Origin of the sequence: Shinella sp. CPCC 101442, from assembly GCF_024704725.1 — a bacterium.
GTDB lineage: Bacteria > Pseudomonadota > Alphaproteobacteria > Rhizobiales > Rhizobiaceae > Shinella.
The window spans coordinates 178,740-204,696 of record NZ_JALIQS010000006.1; the positions used below are offsets into that span (position 1 = coordinate 178,740).

Consider the following 25,957-nt stretch of genomic DNA (forward strand, 5'->3'; position numbering starts at 1 on the left):
TTCCGAAAAGCAGACCACCATGCTCAACGACCCGCGCTCCCATGGCCTTTGGGAGATGACCGCACCGCCCGCCCCCGAAACGGTCGCCTTTTCCGGCAAGGCGGATGCGGATGTCGTCATCGTCGGTGGTGGCTATACCGGGTTCTCGACAGCACTCCATCTTGCCGAGCGCGGCACGCGGGTCATCCTGCTGGAGGGTGCCGAAATCGGTTACGGCGGCTCGGGCCGCAATGTCGGCCTCGTCAATGCCGGCATGTGGGTGATGCCGGACGAGCTGCCGGGCGTGCTTGGCGATCTCTATGGCAGCCGGTTGCTCGAATTGCTCGGCAATGCGCCGCGCCTGGTGTTCGATCTCGTCGAAAAACACAAGATCGATTGCGAGATCAACCCGGCCGGCACGCTGCACTGTGCCGTTGGTCAATCGGGCCTCGATGAATTGAAGCAACGCGCGGAGCAATGGTCGCGCCGCGGTGCGCCGGTGCGCCTGCTGGATGCCGCGGAGACGGCGGTGAAAGTCGGGACCGATGCCTATGCTGGCGCGCTGCTCGACATGCGCGCTGGCACGATCCAGCCGCTTGCCTATGCGCGCGGCCTGTCCCGCGCGGCCATTGCCGCGGGCGCGCAGGTCTTTACGGGAAGCCCGGTGACGGGTGCGGAGCGGACCGGCAAACGCTGGACGGTCAACACCCCGCGCGGTTCGGTGACGGCGGATTGGGTCGTCGTCGCGACCAATGCCTATACGGTGGCTCCCTGGAACGAGGTGCGCGCCGAGCTTCTCCATCTGCCCTATTTCAATTTCGCCACGGTGCCGCTCTCGGCGGAGATGCAGGCGAAGATCCTGCCGGAGAAGCAGGGCGCGTGGGACACGAAGGAGGTGCTCTCCTCCTTCCGCTTCGACAAGCGCGGCCGGTTGGTGTTTGGCAGCGTCGGGGCATTGCGCGGGATGGGGACCGGCATCCACAAATCCTGGGCGCGGCGGGCGCTGAAAAAACTGTTTCCGGAGATCGGTGACGTCGCGTTCGAAGCGGAATGGTATGGCAAGATCGGCATGACTGCCGACAACCTGCCGCGCTTTCATCGGTTGGCCGAAAACGTCATCGGCTTTTCCGGCTACAACGGCCGCGGCATCGCGCCGGGTACGGTGTTTGGTCGCACGCTGGCGCAGCTTGTTTCCGGCGAGATCGCCGAGATGGACCTGCCGCTGCCGGTCAGCGATCCCGAGGCCCAGTCCTTCCGTTCGCTGCGGGAGGGTTACTACGAACTCGGCGCCCAGGTCGCCCATTTTGCGGGCGCGCGCATCTAAGGACCTTCAGCAAAACGCCCGGTCGAAGCCGGGCGTTTCTTTTCGGGTCTCAGTGCTTGCCGGGCAGGCGCGGCAGGAAGATCGTGAGGATGCCGAGCAGCGGCATGTACGAGCAGGCCTGGAAGACGAACTCGATGCCTCGGCTATCGGCGACGCCGCCGAGCAGGGCGGCACCCAGACCGCCCGCGCCAAAGGCGAAGCCGAAGAAGATGCCGGCGATCATGCCGACGCGGCCCGGTATCAGCTCCTGCGCGAAGACCACGATGGCCGAGAAGGCCGACGAGAAGATCAGGCCGATCAGCACTGTCAGGGCGCCCGTCCAGAACAGGTTGGCGTAGGGCAGCATCAGCGCGAAGGGAATGACGCCGAGGATCGAGAACCAGATCACGAAGCGCGTGCCGAAGCGGTCGCCGATCGGGCCGCCCATGAAGACACCGACGGCAGAGGCGCCGAGAAACAGGAACAGCATGAGCTGCGCCTGCTGGATGTCGAGGCCGAAGCGACCCATCGTATAGAAGGTGAAGTAGCTCGAAATGCTGGCGAGATAGGCGTTCTTCGTCGTGGTCAGCAGAACGAGTACGGCGAGCGCCCAGGCGACACGCCCGCGCGGCAGCGGCAGTTCACGGCTGACGGCGGGGCGGCCGGCGGACGAGCGGCGCTCGCCGGCATACCAGTTGCCGACCCAGGTCAGGATGACCATGCCGAGAAGCGCGATCGCCGAGAACCAGGCGACGCTCGTCTGGCCGAAGGGCAGCACGATGAAGGCGGCGAGCAGCGGGCCGATGGCCGTGCCGGCATTGCCGCCGACCTGGAACATCGACTGTGCGAGGCCGTGGCGGCCGCCGGAGGCGAGACGGGCGACGCGCGAGGATTCCGGGTGGAAGATTGCCGAGCCGAGGCCGATCAGGCAGGCGCCGAAGACCAGCATCGGGAAGGAGTGCGCGTAGGCCAGCAGGATCAGCCCGACAAAGGTGCTGCCCATGCCGACCGGCAGCGAGAAGGGCATCGGCCAGCGGTCCGTCACGATGCCGACGGCAGGCTGCAGCAGCGAGGCCGTGACCTGGAAGGCCATGGTGAGCAGGCCGATCTGCACGAAGTCGAGCGCGTAGTTTTCCTTCAGCAGCGGATAGAGCGACGTCAGCAGCGATTGCATGATGTCGTTCAGCATATGGCAGGCGCTGACGGCGACGATGATGGAATAGGTGGCGGTGGCAGCGCTGCGGGGCGCTGCGGGAACGACAGTCGACATGGGTAGCCTCGAATGATCCGCCCGGTTTGGCGTCTTTGTCGTTCCCATACTAGGATTGCCTGCGGCCTGCTTTTGTGCTGAGGTCCATTTCTTACGCGAGTGGGCCAAAGATGGAAAAATTGACAGCAGCGCGCCTCAAGGCGCTCGATGACGATCACATTCGCAATCTTTCGCGCATGGAACAGTCGAACGAGGACGTTCTGGTCCACAGTTCGGATATCCCGAGCGGCTACACCGTGCCGCCGCACCGTCATCGCCGTACGCAATTCCTCTGCGTTTTCGCCGGCGTCGTGTTGGTCGCGACGAACCGGGGGCGCTGGATGATCCCGCCCGGTCATGCGTTGCTCATCCCGCGCGGTCTCGAACATTCCGTCGAGATGGCAAGCGATGTCAGCATGCGCTCGGTCTATATCTATTCGCCCGAGGGCCGCGCGGCATCGCAGGAGCCGGCGGTGCTCGAGGTGACGGATCTTGCGCGCCAGCTGATCGCGGAGGCTTTGAAGAAGAGTGAGGATCGTGGACGGGCGGCGCTGGTCATGGCGCTGTTGCTCGACGAGATCGGGCGTTTGCAGGAGCGTCGTCTCGGCCTGCCTTTTCCGGCCAGCGGACGGCTTGCCGGCCTCTGCCGTGATTTCGTCGAGACGCCGTCGCCGGCAGCGAAGATCGACGACTGGGCACGGCATCTCAACATGAGCCGGCGCACCTTCACGCGGTTCTTCCGCGAGGAGACGGGCGTCAGCTTCGTCACCTGGCGCCAGCAGGCCTGTCTTTTCGCCTGCCTGCCGCGGCTTGCTTCCGGCGAACCGGTGACGCGCGTGGCGCTCGATGCCGGCTATGAGAGCGTGCCGGCCTTCACAACGATGTTCAAGCGCATGCTCGGCACCTCGCCCCGCGCCTATCTGACCAGCCGCAAGGCCGCGTAAGCGTCTCAAACAGACCGGCAAAGGACGCGATCCGGGGGCTGTTTTCCTGTCGCATTTGGGATTAGGAAGAGATGCGGGACCCACATCGGGCCGCAAACCGGGAGCGCGAGCCGCACGGGAGACGGGTTTGAGAAAGATACTGGTCATCGGGATCGGCGCGGGCAATCCCGAGCACATGACCGTTCAGGCGATCAATGCGCTGAACCGGGCGGATGTGCTGCTGATCCCCACCAAGGGCGCTGAAAAAGCCTTTCTCGCCGATGCGCGTCGCGACATCTGCGATCGCTTCCTCACCAATGCCGCCTGCCGCATCCTCGACTATGCCGTGCCGGTGCGCCGCGCCGATGGTTCCTACGAGGACGGCGTCAACGATTGGCACCATGCCATCGCCGCCATCTACGAGCGCACGCTGCTGAACGAGATTTCCGGCGACCAGACGCTGGGCCTGCTCGTGTGGGGCGATCCGATGCTCTATGACAGCACGCTGCGCATCGTCGAACATGTGCGTGCCACGGGCCGGGTCGCTTTCGAGATGGAGGTCATTCCCGGCATCACCAGCGTGCAGGCGCTTTGCGCGGGCCACGGCATCGCGCTCAACCGCATCGGGCTTCCCGTCGAGATCACCACCGGCCGGCGTCTGTCCGAGGGATGGCCGGAGGGTGTGCGGGATGCGCTCGTCATGCTCGATGGTGTGCAGGCGTTTCGCACGGTCGACGATCCCGAGGCGGAAATCTGGTGGGGCGCCTATCTCGGCACGCCGCATGAAATCCTGCTGTCGGGCCGGCTGACGGAAATGGCCGGGACCATCACCGAAACCCGTCGCAAGGCGCGCGAGGAACACGGCTGGATCATGGACACCTATCTGATCCGCCGCCCCGCCGTGGAAACAGGGGAGGATGCGGCATGACGAGGCTCGCCTGCGATCTCACCACCCTTCGTCGCGGCGCCTGCCCATCGATCGCCGCTCCGATGCAGACCGGTGACGGTCTGCTCGTGCGCCTGCGCCCGGTGGCGGCCGCGCTCGCCGCTAAGGATCTCCTCGCATTGGCCGACCTTGCCCGCGAGAACGGCAACGGCCTTGTCGAAATCACCGCTCGCGGCAATATCCAGTTGCGCGGCCTGACGGCCACCTCGGTACCGCATCTGGCCGAGGGTCTTGCCGCCGCCGGCATCGTGCCGCAAACAGGTGTCGCCATCGAAACCCCGCCGCTTTCCGGCATCGATCCGTCCGAGATTGTCGATGCGACGCCGGTTGCCGCCGCACTGCGCCAGGCCATTGCGGGTGCCGCGCTCATCCTCGCGCCCAAGCTCGCCATCGTCGTGGATGGCGGTGGCGTGCTGTCGCTTGCCGATATGATCGCCGATGTCAGGCTCGATGCCGTCGCGACGAACGACGGCGTTTTTTGGCGTCTGTCGCTTGGCGGTGATCGTCGGACGGCGCGCGCCATAGCGCTGCTCTGCCCTCAAACGGTGGTCGCCGGTGCCATGACGATCATGGCGGCGCTGGCTACTGCCGGCCCGGCGGCACGCGGTCGCGATCTCGATGCCGCCGCACTGGCGGCAGGCTTCGATACCAAGCCGGGAATGCCGGTCTTCCTCGTGCCGTCTCATCCGGTCGGTGTGCACCGTATTGGCGATCATCTCCTGCTCGGCGTCGCTCCGGCCTATGGGCAGGTGCATGCCGATCGCCTTGCCGCGCTGGTTCGAGGTCTTTCGGCCTGTGGCGTCGCTGAGTTTCGGCTCGCGCCGCACCGTACGCTGCTGGTGCGCGGCCTTTCTGAAAACACGCTTGCAGCCGCACAAGACATTGCAGAACGTGAAGGCTTCTGGTGCACGGACAACGCGCCGGGCCGTTCCATCTCGATCTGCGCCGGGGCCGCCGGCTGTGCGTCAGCGGGTTTCGACACGCACGCCGCTGCCGACGCAATGGTAGCGCATGCCGCCGAACTGCTTGACGGCTCCGTCGACGTGCATATTTCCGGCTGCCCGAAGGGCTGCGCTCATCCGGCGCGTGCGGCCGTCACGCTCTGCGGCACGGCAGCCGGCATTGGCCTTGTTCTGGATGGCAGGGCGGGCGACGCACCGCTTGCAACCATTCCCGCCACCGAGCTTGCGCCGGCAATCCAGCGTCTCGGTACTCTTTTGCGCACGCGTCGTGCAGGTGACGAAAAGGCGAAAAACCTGATCGACCGCACGGCACCTGCCACCTTCATTTCCGCATATCAAGGCCAACAATGACCGATTACGACTACATCAAGGATGGGACGGCCATCTATGAAAAATCCTTCGCGATCATTCGCGCCGAAGCCGATCTTTCGCGCTTCTCCGAAGGCGAAGCCGATGTCGCGGTGCGCATGATCCATGCCGCTGGCCTCGTCGAGGCTGCGCCGCATTTCGTCTTCTCGCCGGATTTTGTTTCCTCCGCCCGCGGCGCGCTGCAGGCCGGTGCACCGATCTTCTGCGATGCCGAAATGGTCGCCCGCGGCGTTACCGCCGCGCGCCTGCCGGCCGACAACGCGGTGATTTGCACGTTGCGCGATCCGCGCACGCCCGACATTGCCAGGGAGATCGACAACACGCGTTCGGCCGCTGCCATCCGTCTCTGGCTGGAGCGCATGGCGGGTTCTGTCGTCGCCATCGGCAATGCGCCGACCGCGCTCTTCTACCTGCTCGAACTGCTGCGTGACGGCGCGCCGAAGCCGGCTGCGATCCTCGGCATGCCGGTCGGCTTCGTCGGGGCGGCGGAATCCAAGGAGGCGCTGGCGGAAAATTCCTATGGCGTGCCCTTCGCCATCGTGCGTGGCCGCCTCGGCGGCAGCGCCATGACGGCCGCCGCGCTCAATTCGCTCGCACGGCCGGGAGTATGACGATGACGACGGGACGACTCTATGGCGTGGGCACCGGACCGGGTGATCCGGAGCTTCTGACCTTGAAGGCGGTACGGGCGATCGGCGAGGCCGACGTGCTCGCCTATTTCGCCAAGGCCGGCCGCTCGGGCAATGGCCGCGCCATCGTCGACGGTCTGTTGAAGCCCGACATGACGGAGTTGCCGCTCTACTATCCCGTGACGACGGAGATCGACAAGGATCACGACGACTACAAGAGCCAGATCACGGCATTCTACGATGCCTCCGCCGCGGCCGTCGCCGAGCATCTTGCCGCCGGCCGCACGGTTGCGATCCTGTCGGAGGGCGACCCGATGTTCTACGGCTCCTACATGCATCTGCATGTGCGGCTCGCCGATCGTTTTCCCACCGAAGTCATTCCCGGCATTACCGCCATGTCCGGCTGCTGGTCGCTTTCGGGCCTGCCCATCGTGCAGGGCGATGATGTGCTCTCGGTCCTGCCGGGCACGATGCGCGAGGAGGAACTGTCGCGCCGGCTCGGGGATACCGAGGCCGCCGTCATCATGAAGGTCGGCCGCAACTTGCCGAAGATCCGGCGTGCGCTCTCCATGGCCGGCCGCCTCGGCGAGGCCGTCTATGTCGAACGCGGTACAACGGCGGCAAGCAAGTCCATGCGCCTCTCGGAAAAGCTCGACGACACCGCGCCCTACTTCTCGCTCGTGCTCGTGCCGGGCTGGAGCGAACGCGCATGACGGGCAAACTCTTCGTCATCGGCACCGGTCCCGGCAATCCGGATCAGCTGACGCCGGAAGCGCTGCGGGCCGTCGAGGCGTCGACCGAATTCTTCGGTTATTTCCCCTATATCGACCGGCTGAATCTCAGGCCCGACCAGATCAAGGTCGCCTCCGACAACCGCGAGGAGCTGAACCGCGCACAGGCCGCGCTGATGCGGGCCGCCGGAGGCGTCGATGTCTGCGTCGTCTCGGGTGGCGATCCCGGCGTCTTCGCCATGGCGGCTGCGGTCTGCGAGGCAATCGATGCCGGGCCGGAGGAGTGGAAATCCGTCGATCTCACCGTAGTGCCGGGCGTGACCGCCATGTTGGCCGTCGCCGCACGCATCGGTGCGCCGCTCGGCCACGATTTCTGCGCCATCTCGCTCTCCGATAACCTGAAGCCCTGGGACATCATCGAGAAGCGGCTGCGTATGGTGTCCGAGGCGGGCCTGGTGATCGCGCTCTACAATCCGATCAGCAAGGCGCGGCCCTGGCAGCTTGGCCGGGCCTTCGAAATCCTGCGCGAAACCCTGCCGGCCACGACCCCGGTCATCTTCGGCCGCGCCGCCGGCCGGCCGGACGAGCGCATGCTGGTCATGCCGCTCGGCGAGGCGGAAGCGGAGCGCGCCGACATGGCGACCTGCGTCGTCATCGGCTCGCCGGAAACCCGCGTCATTGCCCGGCCCGGCCTGCCGGAGCTGGTCTATACGCCGCGTTTCCTGAAGGACGCCAGCAAATGATCGGCGTGCCGCACCGCATCCTCGACCGTCTCGGCCCGGTGCTCATCGGCGACTGCCGGGCGCTCGACGAGAATGACGGGAAGGCCGAGTGCGCGTGCGGCGATGATTTTTCCGTAGGTCGCGTCTCCGCCGGAATTCTTGCTGACGATCACGTCGATCTTTCTCGTCCGCAGAAGCGCGACCTCTTCCTCCACCGCGAAAGGTCCCCGCGCGAGCAGGTATTCGACATCGGGCGCCTCGAGCGGCGGATCGACCGGATCGACGCTGCGCACGAGATAGTGGTGCTGCGGGGCGGCGTCGAAGGTTTTCGCCTCCTGCCGGCCGATGGCGAGGAAGACGCGACGCGGCATCCCACCCAGCGCCGCCACCGCCGCCGTGACCGAGGTGACATGCGTCCAGCGGTCGCCGGAAACCGCCTCCCAGCCAAGCCGCTCCAGCCGCAGCAGCGGAACGCCGGCCGCCGCCGCTGCCGTGCGGGCATTGGCGGAAATCTGCTTGGCGAAGGGATGGGTCGCGTCGATGAGAAGATCGATCGCATGCGTTGCAAGATAGGCTTCAAGGCCCTCCGCGCCGCCAAAACCGCCGGTGCGCACCGGCACGGGTTGCTGCGCGGGATCGAGCGTGCGGCCGGCGAGCGACAACGTGACGGCAAGATCAGGCCTTTCGCCGAGACGGCCCGCCAGGTCGCGTGCCTCCGTGGTGCCGCCCAATATGAGGATGCGTCGCTTGTCCACGCCTGATCGATCCCTTGTGCCTGCCGCCCCGTGGCTTTCCATCGTCGGGATCGGCGAGGACGGTCTAGCCGGTCTCGGCGAAGAGGCCAAGGCCGCGATAAGCCGCGCGGACATCGTCTTCGGCGGCGCGCGGCACCTGGAGCTTGCGGATACGGCCATTCGCGGCGAGCGCTGCGGCTGGCTCAGCCCGTTCGAGCGCTCCGTGGAGGCGGTTCTGGCCGTACGCGGACGACCGGCCGTCGTGCTCGCCTCGGGCGATCCCTTTTTCTACGGCGTCGGCGTGACGCTCTCGCGCCGCATCCCGCGTGCGGAAATGCGGGTCTTCCCCGCGCCCTCTGCCTTCAGCCTCGCGGCATCCCGCATGGGCTGGGCGTTGCAGGATGCCGTTTGCCTGTCGCTGCACGGTCGACCTATCGACCTGATCCGCCCGCATCTGCATCCGGGCAGTCGCATCCTCGCACTGACGTCCGACAGTGACGGTCCTGCTGCGCTCGCCGCCCTGCTCGCTGAAAGCGGTTTTGGAAGATCGACGCTGACGGTTCTCGAAGCGCTCGGTGGAGCACGCGAACGCACAAGCAGCCAGCAGGCGAAAACCTTCGCGCTGGCGGATGCCGACATGCTGAATGTCTGCGCGGTAGAGGTTTCGGCCGACGAGACGGCGCGTATTCTCGCCTATACGCCGGGTCTCGACGACGCGCTTTTCGAGCATGACGGCCAGATCACCAAGCGCGAGGTGCGCGCGCTGAGCCTCTCGGCGCTGGCGCCGAAGCGGGGTGAACTGCTGTGGGATGTCGGGGGCGGTTCCGGCTCCATCGGCATCGAATGGATGCTTGCCGATCCCTCGCTCAGGGCGATCGCCATCGAGGGCCATAGCGACCGCGCCGCGCGCATCCGGCGCAATGCGCAGAATTTCGGCGTGCCGGGCCTTGTCGTCGTGGAAGGCACCGCGCCCGCGGCGCTGGAAGGGCTCGCTGCGCCCGATGCCATCTTCATCGGCGGCGGCGGCAGCGAGGCGGGCGTGATGGCGGCGGCGCTGGCCGGGCTGAAGCCCGGCGGCCGGCTCGTCGCCAATGCGGTGACGACGGAAATGGAGGCGGTGCTGCTTTCCCGCCATGCCCGGCTGGGCGGGTCGCTCATTCGCATCGATATCGCCCGCGCGTCGCCTGTCGGACAGATGACGGGCTGGAGGCCGGCCATGCCGGTCACGCAATGGAGCTGGGTGAAGCCGGCCAAACAGTTTGAGGATCAGCAATGACCGTTCACTTCATCGGCGCCGGCCCGGGTGCCGCCGACCTTATCACCGTGCGTGGCCGCGACCTCATCGGTAAATGCCCGGTCTGCCTCTATGCCGGCTCGATCGTCTCACCGGAGCTTCTGCAATATTGCCCGCCCGGTGCGCGCATCGTGGACACCGCGCCGATGTCGCTCGACGAGATCGAGGCGGAATATATCAGGGCCGATGCGGCGGGCGAGGACGTGGCGCGGCTGCATTCGGGCGACCTTTCGGTGTGGAGCGCCGTTGCCGAGCAAATCCGGCGGCTCGCGAAAAACGGCATCGGCTATACGATGACGCCGGGCGTGCCCTCCTTTGCGGCCGCCGCCGCAGCGCTTGGCCGCGAACTCACCATTCCCGCCGTGGCGCAGAGCCTCGTGCTCACCCGCGTTTCCGGCCGCGCCTCGCCGATGCCGAACCGGGAGACGTTGCAGGGATTTGGCGCGACGGGCGCGACGCTCGCCATCCACCTCGCCATTCATGCGCTCGACCAGGTGGTGACGGAACTGACGCCGCTCTATGGCGCCGATTGCCCGGTGGCGATCGTCGTCAAGGCCTCCTGGCCGGATGAGCGCGTCGTGCGCGGCACGCTTTCCGACATCACGGCGCAGGTGGCGCAGGAGCCAATCGAGCGCACCGCGCTGATCTTCGTCGGCCATTCGCTGGCGGCGGAGGATTTTCGCGAAAGCTCGCTCTACGATCCCGCCTATCAGCGTCGTTTTCGCGGCCGCGACGGGTTCTAGCGCATTTCCGGGCGCAAAACCGCGTCGCACTTTTGCTGGAAGCGCTTTAGGCAAGAAGCGCCTCGAAGGCGAGCGCGGCCTTGGAGCGGTAGCGCTCCTTGTGCCGCAGCAGGCGAAAGGCCCGTTCCGGCAGGTCGAAGCCGACGGGTGACAATCGCCCGGCCGCGATGTCGTCCGCAACGACGGCAAACGAGACCGCCGTCAGCGCATTGCCGGTGAGCACCGCGCTGCGCACGGCCTCGTTGGAGGGGAGCGACAGCATCACGTCAAGCGCATCCTCCTTCACGCCATGCGCCGCAAGTGTCGCGGTAAGGGCGCTGCGCGTGCCGGAGCCCGGCTCACGCAACACCCAGCGGGCCGATGCCAGCGTTTTGGCATCCGCCGGCTGGCCGGCGAGCGGATGGCCGGGCGGCGCCACGATCATCACCCGGTCGCGGGCGACGATGCGCTCGGCCAGGGCGGGGTGGTCCACGGCGCCTTCGACAAAGCCCAGTTCCGCCTGCCCGTCCAGCACGGCCTCCGCGACATGTTCGGTGTTGCTGGCCTCGAGCCTGACATCGATGGCCGGATAGGCTGCCTTGAAGCGCATCAGCCGTGGCGGCAGCCAGGAACCCGCGACCGTCTGGCTTGCCGCGAGCGTCAGCGTGCCGCGCTTCAGGCCGCCGATTTCGGTGAGGAAGAGGTCGGCGCTCGCCGCCCGTGCGAGCGTCGCCTTCGCCTCGGGCAGAAAGGCCTCACCCGTTTGCGTCAGCTCGATGCGCCGGCCCGTACGGTGAAACAGCGCGATACCGTAGCGCTCCTCCAGCACGCGGATTGCCGAGCTGACGGCCGATGGTGTGAGGTTCAGTGCCTCGGCCGCCTGGGTCAGGTGCTCACGCTCCGCCACGGCGATGAAAATGCGGAGCTGTTCGAGCGTCATCATCTGTTCGATCCAATCGAATGAAATGTGCGATATTTACCGATGGATCGAATGAATTTTCAAGCGCACGTTTGGCGCATGGAAAATTCAGCCAATAATCGCAAGAATCTTGGAATTCGATCCCTCCTTCCCGGTGTCATTCTCTCGGCGCTGGTCTCCGGCGTCGCCCTTGTCGTCGAGCGGCTGGAACTGCGGCTGACGGGCGGTGCCTGGATCGAGGCGCTGGTGTTGGCGATCCTCGTCGGCGCTCTCTGCCGGCTGCTGTTGCGCCGGCCGGAAGTTTTCGATCCGGGTATCGCCTTTTCGGCAAAGTATTTTCTGGAGATTGCCATCGTGCTGCTTGGCGCGGGTGTAAGTGCGACGGCGGTCGCGGAAATGGGCTTTCCGCTCATCGGGGCCATTGCGATCGTGGTCGGCGTCGCCCTCCTCGCAAGCTATGCGATCGGTCGTGGGCTGGGGCTTTCCCGCTCCGTTGCGCTGCTTGTCGCCTGCGGCAACTCGATCTGCGGCAATTCCGCGATCGCCGCGACGGCGCCCGTCATCCGGGCGGATGCGGAGGATGTCGCCTCTTCCATCGCCTTTACCGCGGTTCTGGGCATGCTGACCGTGCTCGCCCTGCCGGTGCTGGTGCCGTTGCTCGGGCTTTCGGCGACGGGCTATGGCGTGATGGCGGGCATGACGGTCTATGCGGTGCCGCAGGTGCTGGCCGCCACCGCGCCGGTCTCGGCGCTCAGCATCCAGATCGGCACCTTCGTCAAGCTGGTGCGGGTGCTGATGCTCGGTCCGGTCATCTTCCTGCTGTCGCTCGCCTCCGGCACCGCGCGCGGAGAACGTCCGGCGATCCACCGGCTGGTGCCGTGGTTCATCCTCGGTTTCCTCGCGCTGCTTTTTGCCCGCAGCGTCGGCCTTGTCGATGCCGCGCTCGCGGGCCGGATGAGTGACGTCGCGACGGCCTTGACGATCCTTTCCATGGCAGCCCTCGGGCTCGGCATCGATCTTCGCCGGGTGATGCGCGCCGGCCCGCGCGTGACGGTTGCGGTGGTGCTGTCGCTCGGTGTCCTCATGGCCGCGAGCTACGTCATGGTGCTGCTTCTCGACCTTGCGACGGCCTGAGAAGCCTCAGGCCGCGTTTTCCCGCACGGTCGAGGGCACGTAGTTGAGCACCGGCCCGAGCCAGCGCTCGACCTCGGAAACCGTCATGCCCTTGCGGCGGGCATAGTCCTCCACCTGGTCACGCTCCACCTTGGCGACGCCGAAATAGTAGCTTTCGGGCGAGGCGATGTAGAGGCCGGAGACGGAGGAGCCGGGCCACATGGCAAAACTCTCCGTCAGCGTCACGCCGATCTCTCTTTCCGCATCGAGCAGGCGGAAGAGGGCGGTCTTTTCCGTGTGGTCGGGCTGGGCGGGGTAGCCCGGCGCCGGGCGGATGCCGGCATAGGGCTCGCCGATGAGATCGGTCGGGGCAAAGGTCTCGTCGGCTGCATAGCCCCAGAGCTCCTTGCGCACGACTTCGTGCATGCGCTCGGCGAAGGCCTCGGCGAAGCGGTCGGCCAGCGCCTTGACGAGGATCGAGTTGTAATCGTCGTTCGCCCGCTCGAAGCGTTCGGCGATGGCGATCTCGCCGATGCCCGCCGTCACGACAAAGCCGCCGAGATAGTCCTGCTTGCCGCTGTCTACCGGAGCGACGAAGTCGGACAGGGCGACGTTCGGCCGGCCGTCGCGCTTGGAAAGCTGCTGGCGCAGTGTGAAGAAGGTCGCAAGGTCCTTGTCGCGTGCCTCGTCGGTGAAGAGGCGGATATCGTCTCCGACGGTGCCGGCCGGCCAGAAGCCGACGACGGCCTTCGGGGTGAACCATTTTTCCGCGATGATTTTTTCCAGCATCGCCTGTGCGTCCGCAAAGAGCTGGCGGGCGGCCGGGCCCTGCTTCTCGTCATCGAGGATTTTCGGATAGACGCCCTTCAGTTCCCAGGTCTGGAAGAACGGCGTCCAGTCGATATAGCGGGCGAGGTCGGCGAGATCCCAGTCCTGCCAGACGCGGGTGCCGAGGAAGGACGGCACCTTCGGCCGATAGGCGGACCAGTCGGCCTTGAAGGCGTTGTCACGGGCCTTGGCGAGCGGCAGGCGCTGTTTTTCCGCTTCGCTGCGCGCATGGGCATCGGCCACCTTGCGGTATTCCGCCTGCAGCGTCTCGACGTAACCGGGCTTCATTTCGGCCGACAGCAGGCTGCCGACGACGCCGACGGCGCGACTGGCATCGGTGACATAAACGGTCTGGCCGCGATCGTAGCGCGGGTGGATTTTCACCGCCGTATGAACCCGGCTCGTCGTTGCTCCACCGATGAGGAGGGGGATGTCGAAGCCCTCGCGCTCCATTTCCGAGGCGACATGCACCATCTCGTCGAGCGAGGGGGTGATGAGGCCGGACAGGCCGATGATATCGACCTTCTCGACCTTGGCCGTCTCGAGGATCTTCGTCGCCGGCACCATGACACCGAGGTCGATGATCTCGTAATTGTTGCAGGCGAGCACGACGCCGACGATGTTCTTGCCGATATCGTGCACGTCGCCCTTGACGGTGGCCATCAGGATTTTCCCCGCGCTCTGGCGTTCGCCGGTGCCGCCATTGGCAAGCTTTTCGGCCTCCATGTAGGGCAAGAGCACGGCGACGGCCTGCTTCATGACACGAGCGGATTTGACGACCTGGGGCAGGAACATCTTTCCGGCGCCAAAAAGGTCGCCGACGACGTTCATGCCGGCCATCAGGGGGCCTTCGATGACATGCAGCGGACGTTGGGCGTTCTGCCGCGCCGCCTCCGTGTCTTCTTCAACGAATTCGGTGATGCCGTTGACGAGGGCGTGTTCGAGGCGTTTTTCCACCGTCCAGTCGCGCCAGGCAAGATCGCGTTCCCGGGCCTCCTTGCCGGCCGCGCCCTTGAAGCGTTCGGCGATATCGAGCAGGCGTTCGGTCGCCGTGCCGCCGGCCTTGGGGACGCGGTTCAAAACCACATCCTCGCAGGCCTCGCGCAGGTCGGCCTCGATCGTATCGTAGACGACAAGCTGGCCGGCGTTGACGATGCCCATGTCCATGCCAGCCTGGATGGCGTGGTAGAGGAAGACGGCGTGCATCGCCTCGCGCACGGGCTCGTTGCCGCGGAAGGAGAAGGAGAGATTCGAGACGCCGCCTGAAATATGGGCATGCGGCAGCGTAGCGGTGATTTCTGCGGTCGCCTCGATGAAATCGACGCCGTAGTTGTCGTGCTCCTCGATGCCTGTGGCGACGGCGAAGATATTGGGGTCGAAGACGATGTCTTCCGGTGCGAGGCCGGCAATTTCGGTGAGGATTTTATAGGCGCGCGTGCAGATTTCCACCTTGCGCGCCTTCGTGTCCGCCTGTCCTTTTTCGTCGAAAGCCATGACGACGACCGCGGCGCCATAGGCCTTCACGAGTTTGGCGTGGTGCAGGAAGGCTTCCTCGCCTTCCTTCAGCGAGATCGAATTGACGAGCGGCTTGCCCTGCACGCATTTCAGGCCGGCCTCGATGACTTCCCATTTCGAGCTGTCGATCATCACGGGGACGCGGGCGATGTCGGGTTCGGCGGCGATGAGGTTCAGATATTCCACCATCGCCCTGGCGGAATCGATGAGACCCTCGTCCATGTTGATATCGATGATCTGCGCGCCGTTCGCCACCTGGTCGCGCGCGACGTCGAGCGCGGCCGCGTAGTCACCCGCCGTGATCAGCTTGCGGAATTTGGCCGAGCCCGTGACGTTGGTGCGCTCGCCGACATTCACGAAAGGAATGGCGTCGGTCAGCGTGAAAGGCTCGAGGCCGGAAAGACGCATATGGCGCGGGATGGCCGGAATGGCGCGGGGTCGGTGACGCGAAGCGGCCTCGGCAATCGCGCGAATGTGGTCCGGGGTCGAGCCGCAGCAGCCGCCGACGATGTTGACCAGCCCGTCGCGCATGAACCCTTCGATCTGGGCGGCCATCTCGTCCGGCGTCTCGTCATACTGGCCAAACGCATTGGGCAGGCCGGCATTGGGGTAGGCGCAGACGAAGGTTTCGGCGATGCCGGAGATTTCGGCGAGATGGGCGCGCATCGCATTTGCGCCAAGGGCGCAGTTGAGGCCGATGGAGAACGGGTCCGCGTGGCGCACGGAGTTCCAGAACGCCTCGGGCGTCTGGCCCGACAGGGTGCGGCCGGAGAGATCGGTGATGGTGCCCGAGATCATGACGGGCAGGTCGATGCCCTTTTCCTCGAACACTTCCCGCGTCGCGAAGATCGCGGCCTTGGCATTCAGCGTGTCGAAGATGGTTTCGATGAGGATGATGTCGGCGCCGCCGTCGATGAGGCCGCGCACCTGATCGGCATAGGCGATGCGCAGGTCGTCGAAGGAGACGGCGCGGTAACCGGGATTGTTGACGTCGGGCGAAATGGAGGCGGTTCGGTTCGTCGGCCCGAGCGCGCCGGCAACGAAGCGGCGACGGCCGTCCTTTTCCTGCGCGCGCAGGCAGGCGCGGCGGGCAAGGCGCGCGCCGTCGCGGTTCAGTTCATAGACCATGTCTTCCATGCCGTAATCGGCCTGGGCGATGGTGGTGGAGGAGAAGGTGTTGGTTTCGAGGATGTCGGCGCCCGCCAGCGCATAGCGGTAGTGGATGTCCTCGATCGCGCCCGGCTGGGTCAGCGTCAGGAGGTCGTTGTTGCCCTGCTGGTGGCAGGCGCAGTCGCCGAAGCGGTCGCCACGGAAATCGTCCTCGACCAGTTTCAGCGTCTGGATTTCCGTACCCATCGCTCCGTCGAGCACCAGAATGCGCTCGCGCGCAGCGCTCTCAAGCGCCGAGCGAATCTCGGCGCCATTCCGTTTCGGCTGTTCAGGGCCGAACAGGGTGTCCAGGTGGGATGCGGCCATGGGAAAACCCTCCGATGCAGGCGATACTGCATCGGAGTTCACATAAAGATATCTTTATGTCAATATACCTTTATGCGCTTGACCCTAGTGTTTAGGTCCGTCCGCGCCCGCGAGGGAGGCAAACAGCGTCCTGAGGCGGAGGATATCGGGATCGGCGCTTTGGCAGCGGGCGAGATTTTCCACCTCCTTCAGCGCCTCGACCGCAAGGTCGGCGCCGCGCGGCTGCCAGAGCAGCCAGGAGATGAAGACGGATTCCGGCTTGCCGGTGCCGGATGGCTTGATGTCGGTGAATTGAAACATTTCTTCCCCAATCGAAAATTGGGGGATGACCGGACGCACGCTCATGGAGGCTCGCCCGAGGGCGACAACAAGCGCACCCTTGGGACACCCCGCCCATGGACGTTACTGACGTGTCGGGGCAGGTCTCCTGGCTTGCGGGTCATTGCCTTTGTCTCGCCTTCCCGGTGGTTCACACCAGTGGCATGGATCGACATCGGCTCGCCGTTCACAGTTGCGGGGGCAGCGCCGGTCTTGATGCTCTCTCAAGCATCGCACCGGCTTCCCTCTTAGCCTCCGAGCCGCAAACGACTCGGAAGACCCTGACGGCCGGAGACTGGCTTGGCGGGGAGGGCAAGTCAATGGTGCGGGGTGATGATGCACAGGCCCGGAACTTTTTTCCACCCAGTGCATTTGGCCTTCCGCCTGTCTCCTGCCCCTCGCCCGTCTCGCTGGCGAGGGCGTGATTCACCAAAACCGCAGATGAGGACCTATGCCGAGCCATCCCGACACGCTCAGATGTTGCAAGTCTCTGTCCTTACGGCTAAAAAATGCCGTTTTCATGCACCACGCGGCCAGGATGCCAAACAGCGTGTCGCCTGAGCCATGTTCCATCCATTCGCGCCTCGAAGGTGCCGTATGGTGTCATGGCTGATCGCGGCACAGAGACGAAACCTGCCCGCAAAAAACCTTCCGGCGCAAAGGCCGCTGTCGGATGGTTCAACATGGCCGGATCCAGATTAAGAAATATGTCCCTTAACAATACGCCGCCCGCCTCCCGCGACGCAGACGCCAAGCAGATCGATTATAACGATTCGATCCGCGCCAACTATCTGACGCTGGAGGAGCTGGCCGATTGCGGCGAGGCTCTGGCGCGCGACAAGACCGCGCCGCTGCCGGGCTACCGGCCCTTCGAATTCCGTCCGCGCCACAAGGAAAACGAGAAGGAAATTTTCCGCGTCTACCAGACGACGGCCAAGGACGTTGAATCCGGGGCACAGATCACGCCCGCCGCCGAATGGCTGCTCGACAATTATTACGTCATCGAAGAGGCCATCCAGGAGGTCCGCCGCGACTTCCCGCGTCGTTTCTACCGCCAGCTCCCGACCATCGAGATCGACGGGCAGCAGGTGCCGCGCACGCTGGTGCTCGCCTGGCTCTACGTTGCCCACACCCAGAGCAATATCGCGCATGATAGCCTGACCGCCTTCGTGCAGGGCTTCCAGAAGATCGATGCGTTGAAGATCGGCGAACTCTGGGCGCTGCCTTCGTTCATTCGCTTCGTGCTACTCGAAAACCTTCGCCGCATTTCCAGCCGCGTCGAGCGCTCCCGCAAGATGCGCTTCAAGGCCAACGATGTCGCCGACGAACTGGTTCGCCTCAACGATCCCGAGAAGAGCATCCAGTATCTGCGCTCGATCGAGAATTTCGTCGAGGACAACACGTTCGTCACGCAGCTGCTTTACCGGCTGCGGGATGGCCTGCAGGCCTCCGGTGCGGTGATCCAGTGGCTGGAACGCAAGATCGAGAGCCGCGGCAGCGATCTCGAAGAGCTGATCGTCTCGGAAAACAACCGCCTGTCTTCCGGCAATGCGACGATGAGCTCGCTCATCAAGAGCCTGCGCACCGTCGACGACACGGAATGGCCCGTCTGGTTCGAGAGCGTCAGCCGCCTCGACGAGGCGCTGCGCCAGGGCTCGGACTATTCCGATCTCGATTTCGGCTCGCGCAACAAGTACCGCAACACGATCGAGCGCTTCGCCCGCCGTTCCGGCAAGACGGAACTCGAAGTCACCGAGATCGCGCTCGCCATGACGGCCGAGGATGCGGCCGCCCATGTCGAAGATCTCGACTACGAGGCCAATGTCGCCGCCTTTCTCGTCGGCAAGAAGCGCAAGCAGCTCGAAAAGCGCATCGGCTACCGCCCGTCCATCGTCCAGCGCATCGTGCGCTTCGGTCGCAAGCTCGACTGGTTCGCCATTGCCGGGCCGATTATCCTCCTGACGCTGCTCGCGATGATCGCGGTCTTCTACTTCCTCGATCAGCTCGACATCCCGAACGGCGCCTGGCTGATCATGCTGGTGCTCTTCGCGCTGCCGGCCTCCGAGGGGGCGTCGGGCCTGTTCAACACGCTTGTCACCTTCTTCGTCACGCCCTCGCGCCTCGTCGGCTACGAGTTCAAGGACGGCATTCCCGACGATGCGCGCACGCTCGTCGTCGTGCCCTGTCTCATTTCCAAGCGCGACCATGTCGACGAACTCGTGCGCAATCTCGAAGTGCACTATCTCGCCAATCCGCGCGGCGAGATTTACTTCTCGCTGGTCAGCGACTGGACGGACGCCCAGGTCGAGGAAACGCCCGCCGACCTCGAAGTGCTGGAATATGCCAAGCGGGAGATCGCAGCCCTCTCGGCGCGCTATTCCTATGACGGCCGCACGCGCTTCTACCTCTTGCACCGCCGCCGGCTCTACAATCCCTCCGAGGGTGCCTGGATGGGCTGGGAGCGCAAGCGCGGCAAGCTGCACGAGCTGAACCTGCTCCTGCGCGGCGACGGTGACACGACCTTCCTGCCGGGCGCCAACATGGTGCCGCCGGATGTGAAATACGTCATGACGCTCGATTCCGACACGCGCCTGATGCGCGATGCCGTGACGAAGCTCGTCGGCAAGCTGCACCACCCGATCAACCGCCCGGTCATCGACGCGGAAAAGGGTAAAGTCACCGCCGGCTACAGCATTCTCCAGCCGCGCGTTACGCCGTCGCTCACGACCGGCAAGGAAGCCTCGACCTTCCAGCGCATCTTCTCCGCCGACCGCGGCGTCGACCCCTACGTCTTCACCGTCTCCGACGTCTATCAGGACTTTGCCGGCGAAGGCACCTTCACCGGCAAGGGTCTCTATCACGTCGATGCCTTCGAGGCCGCCGTGAAAGGCCGCATCGGCGAAAACGCCGTGCTCAGCCACGATCTGCTCGAAGGCTCGCTCGCGCATTGCGCGCTCGTCACCGACGTCGAGCTCATCGAGGACTTCCCGACCCGCTACGGTGTGGAAACCTCGCGCCAGCATCGCTGGGCGCGCGGCGACTGGCAGTTGCTGCCCTACATCTTCAATCCGGCAAGCGGCATTTCCATGCTCGGCCGCTGGAAGATGTACGACAACCTGCGCCGCAGCCTCATCCCGATCGCCTGGCTCGTCGCCTCCGTCATGGGCTGGTATTACATGGAGCCCCGCCAGGCGCTGATCTGGCAGCTCGTGCTGATCTTCCTGCTCTTCGTCGCCCCCACGCTGTCGCTCATTTCCGGCATCATGCCGCGCCGCGGCGATATCGTCGCGCGCGCCCACGTGCATCGGGTCTTTTCCGATATCCGTGCTTCCAATGCGCAGGTCGCGCTGCGCATCGCCTTCATCGCCCATTCGGCGGGACTGATGGCCGATGCCATCGTGCGCTCGCTCTACCGTACCTTCGTCAGCCGCAAGTTGATGCTGGAATGGCGCACGGCCGCACAGGCCGACAGTGCCTCGCGCGGCGGCATTCTCGATCATTACAAGTCGATGTGGCAGGCACCGGCGCTGGCCGCCGTTTCCGTGGCGCTCGCCATGATCTCGGATACGGGCCTGCCTTTCATCGGTGTGCCCTTCGCGCTCGTCTGGGCGCTCTCGCCGGCGATCGCCTGGTATGTCAGCCAGACGGCGGAGACCGAAGACCAGCTCGCCGTTTCCGACTATGTGGCGACGGAACTGCGCAAATATGCCCGTCGCACCTGGCGCTATTTCGAGGATTTCGTGACCGCCGAGCAGCACTACCTGCCGCCGGACAATTTCCAGGAAACGCCGCAGCCGGTGCTGGCCGAACGCACCTCGCCGACCAATATCGGCGTCTACCTGCTGTCCGCCATCTCGGCGCGCGATTTCGGCTGGATCAGCTTCGAGGAGACGGTCCGTCGCCTCGAGCAGACCATCGCCACCATCGACGGCATGCCGAAATATCGCGGCCATCTCTACAACTGGTATCGCACCAACACGCTGGAAACGCTCGGCCCCCGCTACGTCTCGGCGGTCGACAGCGGCAACCTCGCCGGCCACCTCATCGCCGTCTCCTCCATGTGCCGCGAATGGGCGGAAGCGCCCTCGGCGCACCTTCAGGGAAGTTTGGACGGTATCGGCGACGTCGCCTCGATCCTGTCGGAAACCTTGAAGAAGCTGCCGGATGACCGCAAGACCGTGCGTCCGTTGCGCCGTCTCATCGAGGAGCGCATCGTGGGCTTCCACAATGCGCTCGCCGCCGTCAAACGCGAGCACGAATTCGCCTCGATCCGCGTCATCAACCTCTCGGTGCTGGCGCGCGACGTCAACAAGCTGATCGTCAATCTCGACCACGAAATCAAGTCGGCTGACAGCGGCGAACTGGCCAAATGGGCGGGCGCGCTGGTCGCCACCTGCGAGGCGCATATCGCCGACAGCGTCTTCGACCTCGGCTCGATCGAGGGCCTGCGCGACCGGCTCATCGTTCTGCGCGACCGTGCTCGCGACATCGCCTTCTCGATGGATTTCGGCTTCCTGTTCCGCCCGGAGCGGCGCCTGCTCTCCATCGGTTATCGCGTCGAGACCAACGAACTCGACGAGGCCTGCTACGACCTTCTGGCCTCGGAAGCCCGCCTCACCAGCCTCTTCGCCATCGCCAAGGGCGACCTTCCGACCGAGCACTGGTACAAGCTCGGCCGCCCGGTCGTGCCGGTCGGCTCGCGCGGGGCCCTGGTCTCCTGGTCCGGCTCGATGTTCGAATATCTGATGCCGCCGCTCGTCATGCAGGAGCGTCAGGGCGGTATCCTCAACCAGACCAACAATCTGGTCGTGAAGGAACAGATGAACCACGGCCGCCGTCTCGGCACGCCCTGGGGCATTTCGGAAGCGGCCTTCAATGCCCGCGACCACGAACTGACCTACCAGTACACGAATTTCGGTGTGCCGACGCTCGGCCTCAAGCGCGGTCTCGGCCAGAATGCCGTCATCGCGCCCTATGCCTCGCTGCTCGCCGCGCAATACGCACCGAAGGAGGCGCTTGAGAATCTCGAGCGCCTGCGCAAGCTCGGCGCGCTCGGCGTCTATGGTTTCCACGATGCCGTCGATTTCACGCCGACGCGCGTGCCCGAAGGCAAGACCTGCGCGGTGGTGCGCAACTACATGGCCCACCATCACGGCATGTCGATCGCCGCGGTTGCCAACGTGGTCTTCAATGGTGCGCTGCGCGAACGCTTCCATGCCGATCCGGTCATCGAGGCCGCCGAACTTCTCCTGCAGGAAAAGGCGCCGCGCGACATTCCGGTTATCAACGCCAAGCGCGAGCCGGAAACCGTCGGCAGCACGCAGGCCGACCTGCTGCGCCCGGAAATCCGCATCATCGAAAACCCCTTCGCCAAGGAGCGGGAAACCGTTTTCCTGTCGAACGGACACTATTCGGTGATGCTGACGGCGAACGGTTCGGGTTACTCGCGCTGGAACAACCAGTCCGTCACGCGCTGGAAGCCCGATCCGACGGAAGACCGCTGGGGTTCCTTCCTCTTCCTGCGCGACACCGTTTCCGGTGAATGGTGGTCCGCCACCGCGGAGCCGAAGCGCATCGAAGGCGAGAAGACGAAGACGCAGTTCGGCGACGACAAAGCGGAATTCGTCAAGACGATCGGTTCGCTGACCAGTGAGGTCGAGGTCATCGTCGCCACCGAGCACGATGCCGAGGGCCGTCGCCTGACGCTTCTCAACACCGGCACGGAAGACCGCTTCATCGAAGTGACCTCCTATCTGGAGCCCGTCATTTCAACGGACGACGCCGACAGCGCCCATCCGCTGTTTTCCAAGATGTTCATCCGCACGGAGATCGGCAAGCGCGGCGACGTTATCCGGGCGGAGCGCAACAAGCGCAATCCGAACGAGCCGGACATGACGATCGCCCATCTGATCGTCGACAATGCCGGCCCGTCGCGCCGCACCGAGATCGAGACCGACCGCCGCCGCTTCATCGGTCGAGGCCGCACGCTCGCCACCGCTGCGGCTTTCGATCCGGGTGCGCAGCTTTCGGGCACGGACGGCTTCACGCTCGATCCGGTTCTGGCGCTGCGCCGCGTGGTGCGCGTGCCCGCCGGCAAGAAGGTCAAGGTCATCTTCTGGACCATTGCGGCCCCGAGCCGCACCGAGGTGGATTCCGCGATCGATCGCTACCGCCACCCGGAAAGCTTCAACCAGGAAATGATCCATGCCTGGACGCGCTCGCAGGTGCATATGCGCCATGTCGGCGTCACCTCGCAGGAGGCGGCGAGCTTCCAGATGCTCGGTCGCTATCTCATCTATCCCGACATGCATCTGCGCGCCGACGCCGGCACCATCCAGACGGGGCTGACCGCCCAGTCGGCGCTGTGGCCACTGGCGATCTCCGGCGACTTCCCGATCTTCGTTTTGCGCATCAACGACGAGATCGATCTCGATGTTGCCCGCGGGGCGTTGCGTGCGCAGGAATATCTGCGCCATCGCGGCGTGACCGCCGATCTGGTCATCCTAAACGAACGCGCCTCTTCCTATGCGCAAGACATGCAGCACACACTGGACCAGTTGTGCGAAAACCTGCGCCTGCGCGGCCAGTCCGACGGCATGCGCCAGCATGTCTTCGCGGTGCGTCGCGACCTGATGGAAGTCTCCACCTGGCAGGCGCTGCTGGCGACCGCCCGCGCCGTCTTCCATGCGCGCAACGGCACGCTCTCCGACCAGATCGCAAGAACGGTTTCGCTCTTCTCCTCGCCGCGCGGCGAGGAGGAGACGAAGACGGAAGCAACGGTGGCCCCTTCGAAGTTGCCAGCGCCCGTTGCCGTCGAGCCGGTCAAGATCGACGGCGAAGGCCTTACCTTCTGGAACGGCTTCGGCGGTTTCAATGCCGACCGTCGCGAATATGCCGTGCGTCTGCGCGGCGGCGCGGCAACGCCGCAGCCGTGGATCAACGTCATCGCCAACAAGGACTTCGGTTTCCACGTCTCCGCGGAGGGTGCGGGCTTCACCTGGAGCCGCAATTCACGCGACTTCCAGTTGACGCCCTGGACGAACGACCCGGTCGTCAACCGCCCCGGCGAGGCCTTCTATGTGCGCGATCGCGACCGGGGCACGGTCATGTCGCCGTTTGCGGCACTGTCGCAGCGCCCGTCGGTGAAGTTCGAGACCTGGCATGGCCTCGGCTACACGGCCTTCCGCAGCTGGGAGGACGGCATCGAGCTCGATCTCGTGCAGACCGTCGATCCGCAGGACCCGGTCAAATATTCGCGCCTCGTGGTGAAGAATACCGGCGAAACGGATCGCAGCCTCTCCGTCTACGGCTATGTCGAATGGGTGCTTGGCAACAATCCCGCCAAGACCGCTCCGTTCATCTTGACGAGCCATGACGAGGAGAGCGGTGCGCTCCTTGCAGCCAATCCCTACAGCTTCGATTTCTCGGGGCGGACCAGTTTCTTTGCCGTCGATGCGCCGCTTGCCGGTTTCACGGCAAGGCGCCGGGACTTTATCGGCAAGGGCGGCGATATCGCGTCTCCTTCGGCCATTGTTGCCGGTCAGCCGCTTTCCGGCGCGACCGACGGCATGGGCGATCCCTGCGCCGCGCTGAATGTCGACATCACGCTGAAGCCGGGTGAAAAGCGCGAGCTGCTTTTCGTGCTTGGCGACACGGCCGATGCGGAAAGCGCCAGGGCGCTGGCCGAAAAGAGCCGCAAGGTCGATTTCGATGCCGTCATGACGGCGGTGCGCGCCTTCTGGGAAGACTTTACCGGCACCTTGCAGATCAAGACGCCGGACGCAGCACTCGACCGCATGGTCAACGACTGGCTGCCCTATCAGGCGCTCGGTTGCCGCATCATGGCGCGCTCGGCCTTCTACCAGGCAAGCGGCGCCTATGGTTTCCGTGACCAGCTGCAGGATACGCTGGCCTTCGTGCTGCACAGGCCGGAGCTTGCCCGCAAGCAGATCCTCAACGCCGCCTCGCGCCAGTTTGTCGAGGGTGACGTGCAGCATTGGTGGTTGCCGGACAGCGGTGCCGGCGTGCGTACGATGATCTCCGACGACGTGGTGTGGCTTGCCCATGCGGTGGAATACTACTGCCGTGCCTCGGGCGACCGTGCCGTGCTCGACGAGACGCTTGCCTTCATCGAGGGCCAGCCGCTCGCCGAGGGGCAGCACGATTCCTTCTACAAGCCGGGCCGCTCTTCCGAGGCGGTATCGCTCTACGAGCATTGCATCCGTGCGCTCGATCTCGCGATCCAGCGCACCGGCGAGAACGGCCTTCCGCTCATCCTCGGCGGCGACTGGAACGACGGTATGAACCGGGTCGGCGAAGCCGGCCGCGGAACCAGCGTCTGGCTCGGCTGGTTCCTTGCCGGCACGTTGCGCGGCTTCATCGCCATTGCGCGCGAACGTGGCGATCATGGCCGGGCGGATGCGTGGGAAGGCCATCTCGGCCGTCTCAAGCAGGCGCTGGAAACGGCGGGCTGGGACGGTGGTTACTACCGTCGCGGCTACTTTGACGACGGCACGCCCCTCGGCTCGTCGGCAAGTGCCGAATGCCGGATCGATTCCATCGCCCAGAGCTGGAGCGTGCTCTCCGGAGAGGGCGATGCCGAACGGTCGCGCCTGGCGATGGATGCCGTCATGGAAAATCTCGTCGACCGGGAAAACGGCATCATCCGCCTGTTCACCCCGCCGCTGGTCGAGACCCCGCAGGATCCCGGGTACATCAAGGCCTATCCGCCGGGCGTTCGCGAAAACGGCGGACAATATACCCATGCCGCGACCTGGGTCGTGCTGGCGCTGGCTCGCCAGGGCCGGGCGGACGACGCGTTCGCCTGCTTCGATATCCTCAACCCGGTCAAGCATTCGCTCGATCCGCAAGCGGCCGAACGTTATCGCGTCGAGCCCTATGTGGTGGCCGCTGACGTCTATGGCGAAGGCGAGCGCACAGGGCGGGGCGGCTGGAGCTGGTATACCGGCTCGGCGGGCCTGCTCTACCGCGCGGCGGTCGAGGGCATTCTCGGCATCCGCAAGGAAGGCGATCGCCTCTTCGTCAATCCGGTCCTGCCCACGGCGTGGAACGGTTATGGCGCGACGCTCAACCTCGATGGCAAGAAGGTCACGATCCGCGTCGATCGCGATGACGATGGTGGATGGCAGGCAAGTGTGAACGGCACTGTCATCAAATCTTCAAACGAGGGTTATTTGCTCTGATCCACAGATGTGGATCAGACTG

Annotated in this window: 16 protein-coding genes and 1 riboswitch; of the genes, 11 read left to right on the forward strand and 5 right to left on the reverse strand. The window is 65.1% G+C overall.

The window, feature by feature from the left end; translation table 11 throughout:
• The first annotated feature begins 19 nt into the window (after positions 1–19).
• Positions 20–1,303, forward strand: a complete 1,284-nt coding sequence (locus MUO32_RS21595) for an FAD-binding oxidoreductase (protein ID WP_257950449.1) — start codon at positions 20–22, stop codon at positions 1,301–1,303.
• Between the two features lie 49 nt (positions 1,304–1,352).
• Here MUO32_RS21595 and MUO32_RS21600 read toward each other — a convergent pair whose 3' ends face one another.
• Positions 1,353–2,552 carry an MFS transporter gene (locus MUO32_RS21600; RefSeq protein ID WP_257950450.1) on the reverse strand — a complete coding sequence of 400 codons (1,200 nt, stop codon included), beginning with the start codon at positions 2,550–2,552 and terminating at the stop codon, positions 1,353–1,355.
• A 110-nt stretch (positions 2,553–2,662) separates the two neighbouring features.
• Between MUO32_RS21600 and MUO32_RS21605 the strand changes: the two genes are divergently transcribed.
• The 6 genes from MUO32_RS21605 (at position 2,663) to MUO32_RS21630 (ending at position 7,834) form a co-directional block, all read left to right on the forward strand.
• Entirely contained in the window at positions 2,663–3,475 is an 813-nt protein-coding gene (locus MUO32_RS21605) for a helix-turn-helix domain-containing protein (protein WP_257950451.1), read from the forward strand.
• Positions 3,476–3,602: 127 nt separating this feature from the next.
• Positions 3,603–4,382 (forward strand): precorrin-6A synthase (deacetylating), encoded by a 780-nt coding sequence (cobF, locus tag MUO32_RS21610; protein WP_257950452.1) that lies wholly within the window; start codon positions 3,603–3,605, stop codon positions 4,380–4,382.
• Positions 4,379–5,713 (forward strand): precorrin-3B synthase, encoded by a 1,335-nt coding sequence (cobG, locus tag MUO32_RS21615; RefSeq protein WP_257950453.1) that lies wholly within the window; start codon positions 4,379–4,381, stop codon positions 5,711–5,713. Before cobF ends, cobG begins: the two co-directional genes overlap by 4 nt.
• Entirely contained in the window at positions 5,710–6,342 is a 633-nt protein-coding gene (locus tag MUO32_RS21620) for a precorrin-8X methylmutase (RefSeq protein ID WP_257950454.1), read from the forward strand. Before cobG ends, MUO32_RS21620 begins: the two co-directional genes overlap by 4 nt.
• 2 nt (positions 6,343–6,344) lie before the next feature.
• The gene (locus tag MUO32_RS21625; RefSeq protein WP_374708702.1) at positions 6,345–7,073 is read left to right on the forward strand and encodes a precorrin-2 C(20)-methyltransferase; all 729 of its coding nucleotides are present in this window, start codon (positions 6,345–6,347) and stop codon (positions 7,071–7,073) included.
• The gene (locus tag MUO32_RS21630; protein ID WP_257950456.1) at positions 7,070–7,834 is read left to right on the forward strand and encodes a precorrin-3B C(17)-methyltransferase; all 765 of its coding nucleotides are present in this window, start codon (positions 7,070–7,072) and stop codon (positions 7,832–7,834) included. The genes MUO32_RS21625 and MUO32_RS21630 overlap by 4 nt, the downstream gene beginning before the upstream one ends.
• Here the strand turns inward: MUO32_RS21630 and MUO32_RS21635 are convergent.
• Positions 7,798–8,568, reverse strand: coding sequence for a cobalt-precorrin-6A reductase (locus tag MUO32_RS21635; RefSeq protein WP_257950457.1), 771 nt, complete (start codon positions 8,566–8,568; stop codon positions 7,798–7,800). The genes MUO32_RS21630 and MUO32_RS21635 overlap by 37 nt on opposite strands.
• On the opposite strand from MUO32_RS21635, the gene cbiE reads away from it, so the two are divergent.
• Positions 8,561–9,823, forward strand: a complete 1,263-nt coding sequence (gene cbiE, locus MUO32_RS21640) for a precorrin-6y C5,15-methyltransferase (decarboxylating) subunit CbiE (protein WP_257950458.1) — start codon at positions 8,561–8,563, stop codon at positions 9,821–9,823. The genes MUO32_RS21635 and cbiE overlap by 8 nt on opposite strands.
• Complete coding sequence (gene cobM / locus MUO32_RS21645; protein WP_257950459.1) at positions 9,820–10,584, forward strand: precorrin-4 C(11)-methyltransferase; 765 nt, start codon at positions 9,820–9,822, stop codon at positions 10,582–10,584. Before cbiE ends, cobM begins: the two co-directional genes overlap by 4 nt.
• Positions 10,585–10,630: 46 nt before the next feature.
• On the opposite strand, the gene MUO32_RS21650 is transcribed toward cobM, so the two are convergent.
• A complete protein-coding gene (locus MUO32_RS21650) occupies positions 10,631–11,503 on the reverse strand; it encodes a LysR substrate-binding domain-containing protein (RefSeq protein WP_257950590.1) in 873 nt (290 codons plus the stop codon).
• Between the two features lie 78 nt (positions 11,504–11,581).
• On the opposite strand from MUO32_RS21650, the gene MUO32_RS21655 reads away from it, so the two are divergent.
• Positions 11,582–12,616 (forward strand): YeiH family protein, encoded by a 1,035-nt coding sequence (locus MUO32_RS21655; protein WP_257950460.1) that lies wholly within the window; start codon positions 11,582–11,584, stop codon positions 12,614–12,616.
• Between the two features lie 6 nt (positions 12,617–12,622).
• On the opposite strand, the gene metH is transcribed toward MUO32_RS21655, so the two are convergent.
• Together metH and MUO32_RS21665 are read right to left on the reverse strand one after the other, a co-directional pair.
• Positions 12,623–16,414 (reverse strand): methionine synthase, encoded by a 3,792-nt coding sequence (gene metH / locus MUO32_RS21660; RefSeq protein ID WP_257950461.1) that lies wholly within the window; start codon positions 16,412–16,414, stop codon positions 12,623–12,625.
• 84 nt (positions 16,415–16,498) lie between these two features.
• Complete coding sequence (locus MUO32_RS21665; protein ID WP_257950462.1) at positions 16,499–16,714, reverse strand: hypothetical protein; 216 nt, start codon at positions 16,712–16,714, stop codon at positions 16,499–16,501.
• 99 nt (positions 16,715–16,813) lie between these two features.
• Positions 16,814–17,031, reverse strand: a riboswitch (cobalamin riboswitch).
• Between the two features lie 408 nt (positions 17,032–17,439).
• Here MUO32_RS21665 and MUO32_RS21670 point away from each other — a divergent pair.
• Positions 17,440–25,935 (forward strand): GH36-type glycosyl hydrolase domain-containing protein, encoded by an 8,496-nt coding sequence (locus MUO32_RS21670; RefSeq protein ID WP_257950463.1) that lies wholly within the window; start codon positions 17,440–17,442, stop codon positions 25,933–25,935.
• Positions 25,936–25,957 lie beyond the last annotated feature (22 nt).

Excerpts from the sequence above, each read along its gene's own strand:
- MUO32_RS21595 (WP_257950449.1), top strand. The coding sequence starts at position 20 with ATGCTCAACGACCCGCGCTCCCATGGCCTTTGGGAGATGACCGCACCG.
- MUO32_RS21600 (WP_257950450.1), bottom strand. The coding sequence starts at position 2,552 with ATGTCGACTGTCGTTCCCGCAGCGCCCCGCAGCGCTGCCACCGCCACC.
- MUO32_RS21605 (WP_257950451.1), top strand. The coding sequence starts at position 2,663 with ATGGAAAAATTGACAGCAGCGCGCCTCAAGGCGCTCGATGACGATCAC.
- cobG (WP_257950453.1), top strand. The coding sequence starts at position 4,379 with ATGACGAGGCTCGCCTGCGATCTCACCACCCTTCGTCGCGGCGCCTGC.
- MUO32_RS21620 (WP_257950454.1), top strand. The coding sequence starts at position 5,710 with ATGACCGATTACGACTACATCAAGGATGGGACGGCCATCTATGAAAAA.
- MUO32_RS21625 (WP_374708702.1), top strand. The coding sequence starts at position 6,345 with ATGACGACGGGACGACTCTATGGCGTGGGCACCGGACCGGGTGATCCG.
- MUO32_RS21630 (WP_257950456.1), top strand. The coding sequence starts at position 7,070 with ATGACGGGCAAACTCTTCGTCATCGGCACCGGTCCCGGCAATCCGGAT.
- cobM (WP_257950459.1), top strand. The coding sequence starts at position 9,820 with ATGACCGTTCACTTCATCGGCGCCGGCCCGGGTGCCGCCGACCTTATC.
- MUO32_RS21650 (WP_257950590.1), bottom strand. The coding sequence starts at position 11,503 with ATGACGCTCGAACAGCTCCGCATTTTCATCGCCGTGGCGGAGCGTGAG.
- MUO32_RS21655 (WP_257950460.1), top strand. The coding sequence starts at position 11,582 with ATGGAAAATTCAGCCAATAATCGCAAGAATCTTGGAATTCGATCCCTC.
- metH (WP_257950461.1), bottom strand. The coding sequence starts at position 16,414 with ATGGCCGCATCCCACCTGGACACCCTGTTCGGCCCTGAACAGCCGAAA.
- MUO32_RS21665 (WP_257950462.1), bottom strand. The coding sequence starts at position 16,714 with ATGTTTCAATTCACCGACATCAAGCCATCCGGCACCGGCAAGCCGGAA.
- MUO32_RS21670 (WP_257950463.1), top strand. The coding sequence starts at position 17,440 with ATGTCCCTTAACAATACGCCGCCCGCCTCCCGCGACGCAGACGCCAAG.